Annotated in this window: 9 protein-coding genes; 3 read left to right on the forward strand and 6 right to left on the reverse strand. The window is 64.0% G+C overall.

The window, feature by feature from the left end; all coding sequences use genetic code 11:
• The first annotated feature begins 1 nt into the window (after position 1).
• A complete protein-coding gene (locus tag ACMO6A_RS07180; RefSeq protein ID WP_418471002.1) occupies positions 2-568 on the forward strand; it encodes a helix-turn-helix domain-containing protein in 567 nt (188 codons plus the stop codon).
• Here ACMO6A_RS07180 and ACMO6A_RS07185 read toward each other — a convergent pair.
• The 4 genes from ACMO6A_RS07185 to ACMO6A_RS07200 form a co-directional block, all read right to left on the reverse strand.
• Entirely contained in the window at positions 565-993 is a 429-nt protein-coding gene (locus tag ACMO6A_RS07185) for a hypothetical protein (protein WP_009608308.1), read from the reverse strand. The two genes, ACMO6A_RS07180 and ACMO6A_RS07185, sit on opposite strands and share 4 nt — an antisense overlap.
• Complete coding sequence (locus tag ACMO6A_RS07190; RefSeq protein ID WP_009608303.1) at positions 990-1,556, reverse strand: flavodoxin domain-containing protein; 567 nt, start codon at positions 1,554-1,556, stop codon at positions 990-992. Before ACMO6A_RS07190 ends, ACMO6A_RS07185 begins: the two co-directional genes overlap by 4 nt.
• Positions 1,553-2,191: a TetR/AcrR family transcriptional regulator gene (locus tag ACMO6A_RS07195; protein ID WP_009608292.1), complete on the reverse strand. Its 639-nt coding sequence runs from the start codon at positions 2,189-2,191 to the stop codon at positions 1,553-1,555. Before ACMO6A_RS07195 ends, ACMO6A_RS07190 begins: the two co-directional genes overlap by 4 nt.
• 289 nt (positions 2,192-2,480) lie before the next feature.
• Complete coding sequence (locus ACMO6A_RS07200; protein WP_009304592.1) at positions 2,481-2,903, reverse strand: DUF488 domain-containing protein; 423 nt, start codon at positions 2,901-2,903, stop codon at positions 2,481-2,483.
• A gap of 244 nt (positions 2,904-3,147) precedes the next feature.
• Here ACMO6A_RS07200 and ACMO6A_RS07205 point away from each other — a divergent pair, with 244 nt between their 5' ends.
• Complete coding sequence (locus ACMO6A_RS07205) at positions 3,148-4,827, forward strand: putative bifunctional diguanylate cyclase/phosphodiesterase (RefSeq protein ID WP_009608295.1); 1,680 nt, start codon at positions 3,148-3,150, stop codon at positions 4,825-4,827.
• A gap of 29 nt (positions 4,828-4,856) precedes the next feature.
• Here ACMO6A_RS07205 and ACMO6A_RS07210 read toward each other — a convergent pair whose 3' ends face one another.
• The gene (locus tag ACMO6A_RS07210) at positions 4,857-5,357 is read right to left on the reverse strand and encodes a hydrogenase maturation protease (RefSeq protein ID WP_009304594.1); all 501 of its coding nucleotides are present in this window, start codon (positions 5,355-5,357) and stop codon (positions 4,857-4,859) included.
• 1 nt (position 5,358) lies between these two features.
• Positions 5,359-5,787 (reverse strand): hypothetical protein, encoded by a 429-nt coding sequence (locus tag ACMO6A_RS07215; RefSeq protein ID WP_009304595.1) that lies wholly within the window; start codon positions 5,785-5,787, stop codon positions 5,359-5,361.
• 97 nt (positions 5,788-5,884) lie between these two features.
• On the opposite strand from ACMO6A_RS07215, the gene ACMO6A_RS07220 reads away from it, so the two are divergent.
• Complete coding sequence (locus ACMO6A_RS07220; RefSeq protein ID WP_009608368.1) at positions 5,885-6,448, forward strand: NADPH-dependent FMN reductase; 564 nt, start codon at positions 5,885-5,887, stop codon at positions 6,446-6,448.
• Positions 6,449-6,540 lie beyond the last annotated feature (92 nt).

Below are 6,540 nucleotides of genomic sequence, written 5' to 3' on the forward strand. Positions count from 1 at the left end.
CATCCGCGCGCTTCGCGAGGAGCGCGGGCTCACCCAGCGCCAGCTCGCCGACGCGCTCGGCGTCACCGACAAGGCCGTGTCCAAGTGGGAGCGCGGAGGCGGCTGCCCCGACGTCGAGCTTTTGCCCGGCCTGTCCGAACGCTTGGGAACTCCCGTGGAAACGCTGCTCGACGGCCGCCTGGCCGTCGATGCCCGAACGGGAGGAACCATGAAACGCACCGCATTCCGCGTCTGCCCCGCCTGCGGCAACGTGATCGTCACCACCGGCGACGCCGAAGTGTCCTGCTGCGGCAGGAAGCTGCCCCCGCTCGTCGCCTTGCCAGCCGACGAGGCGCACGCCGTGCACGTCGAGCCGATCGAGGGCGACTGGTACGTCACCTTCGACCACGAGATGAACAAGCAGCACCACCTCGGCTTCGTCGCCGTCGTGGGCTTCGACCGCATGGCCGTCGAAAAACTCTACCCCGAGCAGGGCGCCGAAGCGCGCCTGCCCCGCCTCGCCGGCGCGAAGCTCTACACGTACTGCACGGCCCACGGCCTCATGCGGCACGAACCCGCGCGCCGCTAGCGCGCGGGACGCATCACCACCGCGCATGCCGTCTGCACGAGGCCGATCACCAGGTAGATCACCGAGACCGGATTCGGCAGGTACACGAGCTCGAACACGCACCAGACGATGAGCAGCGCGCCGGCCAGCAGCGCCCACGAACGCGCGCGCCCATCGCTGCGCGCGAACAGCACAGCGGCCACGAGGTTTGCCACCCCGTTCACGAGCGCAAGGGCAAGCCCCGGCCAGAACAGATCGGCCGTCATATACGCAGGCAGCGGCATCCGCTGAATCAAGGGCACCATGAGGTCGAAGAAGCCGAAGAGCTCGCCGAACGCGGGCGGCAGGATGCCCGCAGCGCCCGCCATCATGAAGCCGCCGCACACCACCGCGCACACCCCGTTGAACACGCAGATGACGCGCACGATGCGGCGCGCCGCGTTCATGCGCGCTCCGCGCTTCCCGCCGGCACCGCGGCGGCGTCAAGCGCGCGGACGCGCGCCGCGACCGGCGCGATGGCGGCGCGGTCGGTGCCGTCGAAGCCGCCGCGCATGCCCTCGAGCATCTCGGCGGTGCGCGGGTCGGCGGCGGCGTTTTTCTCCTGCATCTTGAAGAACAGCTTCATGGCCAGCTTGTCCGGCAAGCCCAGGCGCTCGTAGGCGAACCCGCCGCGCAGGTAGAAGCGCTCCACGTCGTCGAACTCCGGCGACGGCAGCTCCTTGGCAAGCGCCTCTTCCACCATGTCGGTCCATTCCACGGGCGTCGCGCCCACTGCGAACACGACGAACCGCGTCTGCAGATGCTTCTCACGGGCGCGCGCAAGCCACTTCTTGCCCGCGAGCCCTCCCGCATGAAGCCATCCGCCCAGCACCACCACGTCGAAACCGCTTGCGTCGAACCGCGGCTCGTCGCCGAGCGACACCGCCTGGCACCCCAGCTCCTCCGCAAGCCACTCCGCGTAGCGCTTCGTGAACCCCGTCTGCGACGAATACACAACCACCGTGCTCATGCCCGCTCCCCTCCTCGAATGCCCCGCCCCGCCGCCGTATGCGCCCGCGCGAACCGCTCGACGTGGGCGGCGAGCCGCGGTTCGGCTTCCTCCCATGTCAGACCCGCATGCATGAGCATGAACGGGACGCCCTGCAGTTCGACGGCCATCTGCGCGGCGTCGTCGCGGACGAACTCGCCCGTCGCCATGAGATGCTCGAAGATGGTGCGCTGCAGCGCCATGGGCTGCTCGACGAACACGAGGCGGTAGACGCGCCCCGCCTCCTCGCTCTCGAACTGGCTGATCACCAGCAAATGGCGCAGGCGCACCATGTACGGATCCTCGAAGAAGTAGCGAAACGACGGCAGCACCATCTCGTGTATGCGCTCGGCGTTCATCTCCTCGTACGGCGTCGCGTCGTCGGAGACGTCGAACAGGATGCTGCGCTCTCCGAAGAACCGACGCGTCCGCTCCAGCGCATCGCGCACGATGGCGTCGAATATGGCCTGCTTGCCGGAAAAATGGTTGTACAGCGACGCGTCCTTGATGCCGACGGCCGCCGCGATGTCGCGCACCGACACCGCATGGAAGCCGCGCGATGCGAACAACGCGAACGCCTCCTCGACGATGCGTTCCTTCGTGTCCTTCCCCCGCATGGTCTCTCCTCTACAAAACTAGCGACTGCTAGTATATTAACTAACAATCGCTAGTTTTTCAAGGGATGACGCTCATTCCCTTTGTCATCCTGAGCGGAGCGCCGCAGGCGCTCAGTCGAAGGATCCCGCGTGGCGACAGCCGTAACGCTAACAGCTAACGCCGCACGGTACCCTTCGCGTTCCCGCTTCGCGGTGCCTCCCTGCGCTCGCTTCGCGTGCTCGGGAGTTCGACAGTACACCGGACTGTCGAATGCTTGCGCTCGCTCAGGATGACGGGGGAGTTGCCTCCCTACTCCTTCTGGAACTCCTCCAACATCTCGGCGAGCACTTCTACATGGGAGCGGCGAGAGCGCGTGGCGGTTCCCACCAGCGCCACGGACTCGCAGTCCCCGTAACGGTCGAAGAACTGCGGCACGGCCTCACGCTCGCGCATGTCCTCGCGGTAGGCATCGGCGTAGGCGTCCCACCCGATGTTGCCGTGGATATAGCGCTCCATCATGGTGGGCGCCGGGGCGAACAGCTTGTCGTGCACATAACGGGCATGGACGAGCTCCTCGACGAAATAGGCCAGGTCGTCACGCTTCGTGAAGCCGGCCAGCTGGTTCGTGTTCTTCAGCCTCGTGTCCACCACGAGGTCGACCTTCCAGTCGACGAGGCGCTTGAAGAACTCTTCTGCCGAAGTCTCGTAAGCGCTGATGGTGTGGATGTGCATGAGCGGATGCTCCTTCGCGTCAATCGTTTCCTCCGGTACGTTACCCCAAGTTATGCCGGCGCGCGGGCGCAACGGTGCACTGTGGACAAAACGAGAAGCCTTCGTCATTGCGCCGCCATCCGGCACATTTTCCCATCGATGAAAATCTTCCCCTCTTCGATAAGCATTTACGCTCGAAAACGCACCGATTGCGTTTACAATACAGAAGGCATGCTCAACGGATCATTGAAACGGAGCGCACTTCTTGGACACGAAAGAAGCGCTGAAGTCGTTCGAGCTCGACGCGCGACTGTTCTACGACGCTATAGCGTTCAGCACGGACGACTACCTGTACATCATCGACATGCAACGCGATATCGCGCTCGTCTCCGACAACATGCGCGACGACTTCGACCTGCCGGACAGCCTCGTTCCCGGCCTCATCCCTCTCTGGAGAGAACTCATCGTCGAACGCGATCGGAAGCGCTTCGATGATTCGATCGACAGCATGCTCTCAGGGGAAACCGACTGCCACGATCTCGAATACCAGGTGAAGAACGCCCTGGGAGAAAGTATCTGGGTGATGTGTCGCGGACTTCTGAAGCGCGACGAGAACGGCCAGCCGACGATGTTCGCCGGCGTGGTCACCTGTCTGGAGCGCAAGGGTAAAATCGACTCGGTCACCGGGCTGTTCACGCACGACGAATGCACGAACCTCATCGATCGGCTCATCGCCTGCGAATCGCAGGGCGGCGTCATGCTGTTGGGGCTCGATGACTTTTCTCGCATCAACCTGCTGAACGGCCACGCTTTCGGAAACACCGTGCTCAGAATGTTCGCCCAGTCCACCCAACGCCTCATCCCCGAAGGAGCGTCCATGTTCCGCCTCGATGGCGACGTGTTCGCTATCGTGATGGACGGCGCCGGCTGCGCCGCCATGGAAGAGCTCTACCACGCCATCCACGTGGTTGCGAACCGCCAACACACCATCGACGACTTGAGCTTCTTCTGCATGGTGTCGGCCGGCATCGCGATGATCGGCCAAGACGCCCAGAGCGCCCAGGATCTGCTGCGCAACGCGGAGAACGCGTTGGAAGAGAGCAAACAGCGCGGCAAGAACACTTCCACGTTCTTCTCGTCCGCGACGATCGCGACGAAGCTTCGCCGCCTGGAGATCAGCGACTACATGCAGTCTTCCGTCCTCGACGATATGAAGAACTTCGAGCTGTACTACCAGCCGCTCGTATGCGCGGAAACCATGGACATCGCCGGAGCGGAAGCGCTTTTACGTTGGAGTTCCAAGGAGCACGGCCAGCTCTCGCCGGTGGAGTTCATTCCCGTGCTGGAGTCGTACGGGCTCATCGGCCAGGTGGGCCGCTGGGTGCTGGAGCAGTCGTTCACGCAGTGCAAGCGCTGGTCGGAAACGCATCCCGGCTTCATCATGGACGTGAACATCTCCTACCTGCAGCTGCTCGACGCCGACTTCGTGCCGTTCGTGGAGCAGCTCGTCGAGCGCACCGGGGTCGACCCGGCGTCCATCGTGCTGGAGATGACCGAGAGCTACTTCGTCACCGACATGGACGCGCTGCGCGCCACGTTCGACCGTCTGCGCTCCATCGGCATCCGCATCGCCATGGACGATTTCGGCACCGGTTACTCGTCGCTTGGCCTGCTGGCCCAGTCGCCCGCCGACATCGTGAAGATCGACCGCCTGTTCATCAAGGACATCCACCGGGAAGCGTTCAACCGCGCGTTCATAGACGCGGTCATCGAGCTGTGCCATAGCGTGGGCATCGAGGTGACGGTCGAAGGGGTGGAAGAACCCACCGAGCTCGACGCCGTGCGCGCCATCGGCGCCGACAGCATCCAGGGTTTCTTCGTCTCGTGCCCCATTCCGGCGCATAGCTTCGAGGAACGGTTCATCACGCCGCAGACGGCCTCTTAGTCCCGCGTCTTCCAGCGCATCAGATCGATCTAGGCCCGCGCTCGCAAAGGCGAGCCCAGGCGCGCAAGCTCCCCTGCCACCGTCTCGACCAACAGGGGCAGCGCCGCATCCACTTTCGGAGTCAGCCCCACGGTGACCACGGCAGGCGATGGGTTCTCCACCTGCATTCCCAGGCACAGGCCCTCGGCTTCGTAGCCTAAAAGCGCAGCGGCGTCGAACAGGTCGACCAGCTTGAGATCGTGCAGCGACGCTGTTGCCCCCGAATGGCGCGCCATGGCATCGGGCTCGAAGCGAAACACCGTGCCAGGATCGGCATCGGTGCCGTCAACTGCATCCACCGTGATGATAACGTCGTACTCGCGCACGCGCTCGATCATGTTGAGCGAGAGGCAACCCAAATCGAACAGCTCCACGTTGTCGGGAATATCGTATCGCGTCAGCAGCTCCTCGTACACGGCAGGGCCTACGCCGTCGTCGAGCATAAGCTTGTTGCCAACGCAGAACACCGCGATGCGCCGGGCAGCACCCACCTTACGCCCCCACCGTCGGGCGGATGACCAAGTTGTAGTACGTCGCCGCCGCGATCATCGCGATCCCTGCGATCACGCTCGCTATCGTCCAGATGCGCTCGCGCTTGAGGTACGTCTCCTTGTCCTGACCGAGGCTCGCCGCGCGATGCGCCGCGAAGGGCTGGCCCAGGATGGCGAACACCACCGTGCCCACCGTCAGCGTGAGCAATACGATCAACGCGATGCCTATTGCCAGCGGCGTGCGCTCGGTGAATGCCGCATAGAACGTGTTGTCGGCGAACAGCCAGATGGGATAGAACAGGATAGCGGCCCACATGCCGTGCGCGGGGCCCCAGATAGGCGGCAGGAACAGCGCGCCGATGTTGAGCCGGGGAATACCCTCGAGGAACTTCTCTTCGCGAGCGATCTGTTCGTCGGTCAATTCAGTCACAATTCGTTATCCCTTTCGTACCTTCGTCGATTGTCTGCCATTATAGACGAGGAAGTCCCGCACATGAGGGGGCTTTAGCCGAGCGGAAGGAGACGTCATGAAGCTGCTGGCAATCGCAGGGTCCCTGCGCGAGAACAGCTATAACCGGCAACTGGCCGAAGCGGCCGGAGCCCTGATGCGCGAGAAGCACCCGGAGGTCGGATACGGCATTCTCCGCTGGGAAGACGTGCCGTTCATGAACCAGGATATCGAGCATCCCGCCCCCGAAGCGGTGACGCGCGTGCGCGAGGCCGTTCGCGAAACAGACGGCTTGTGGCTGTTCAGCCCCGAGTACAACCACGCGATCCCCGGACCGCTGAAGAACCTCCTGGACTGGCTGTCGCGCCCCGTAAGCGCCACCGAAGCGCAGGTGCTGGCGGAGAAGCCCGTCGCGCTGGCCGGCGCGAGCATCGGCATGAGCGGCGCCTCGCATGCTCAAGATCAGCTCGTGGGCATGCTGAGCTTCCTCGACGCGCACGTGATGAACAAGCCGCGCCTGTGCATCCCCCATATCGCCACGCAGGCCGACGAGCAGGGGCGCCTCAAGCTGGAATCCTCGGCACCCTACCTCGAAGCCCAAGCCGACGCCTTCGTCAGGTTCGTCGAGCGCGAACAGGGCTAGCGAGGACCTCCCTCATCTTGAGCGCGTGTCGAGGGGACGGGGGATTTGACACACGAAGTCCCCTGGTGCGTCAAATCCCCCGTCCCCTCCAC

Source organism: Eggerthella sp., from assembly GCF_048329335.1.
Taxonomy (GTDB): domain Bacteria; phylum Actinomycetota; class Coriobacteriia; order Coriobacteriales; family Eggerthellaceae; genus Eggerthella; species Eggerthella lenta.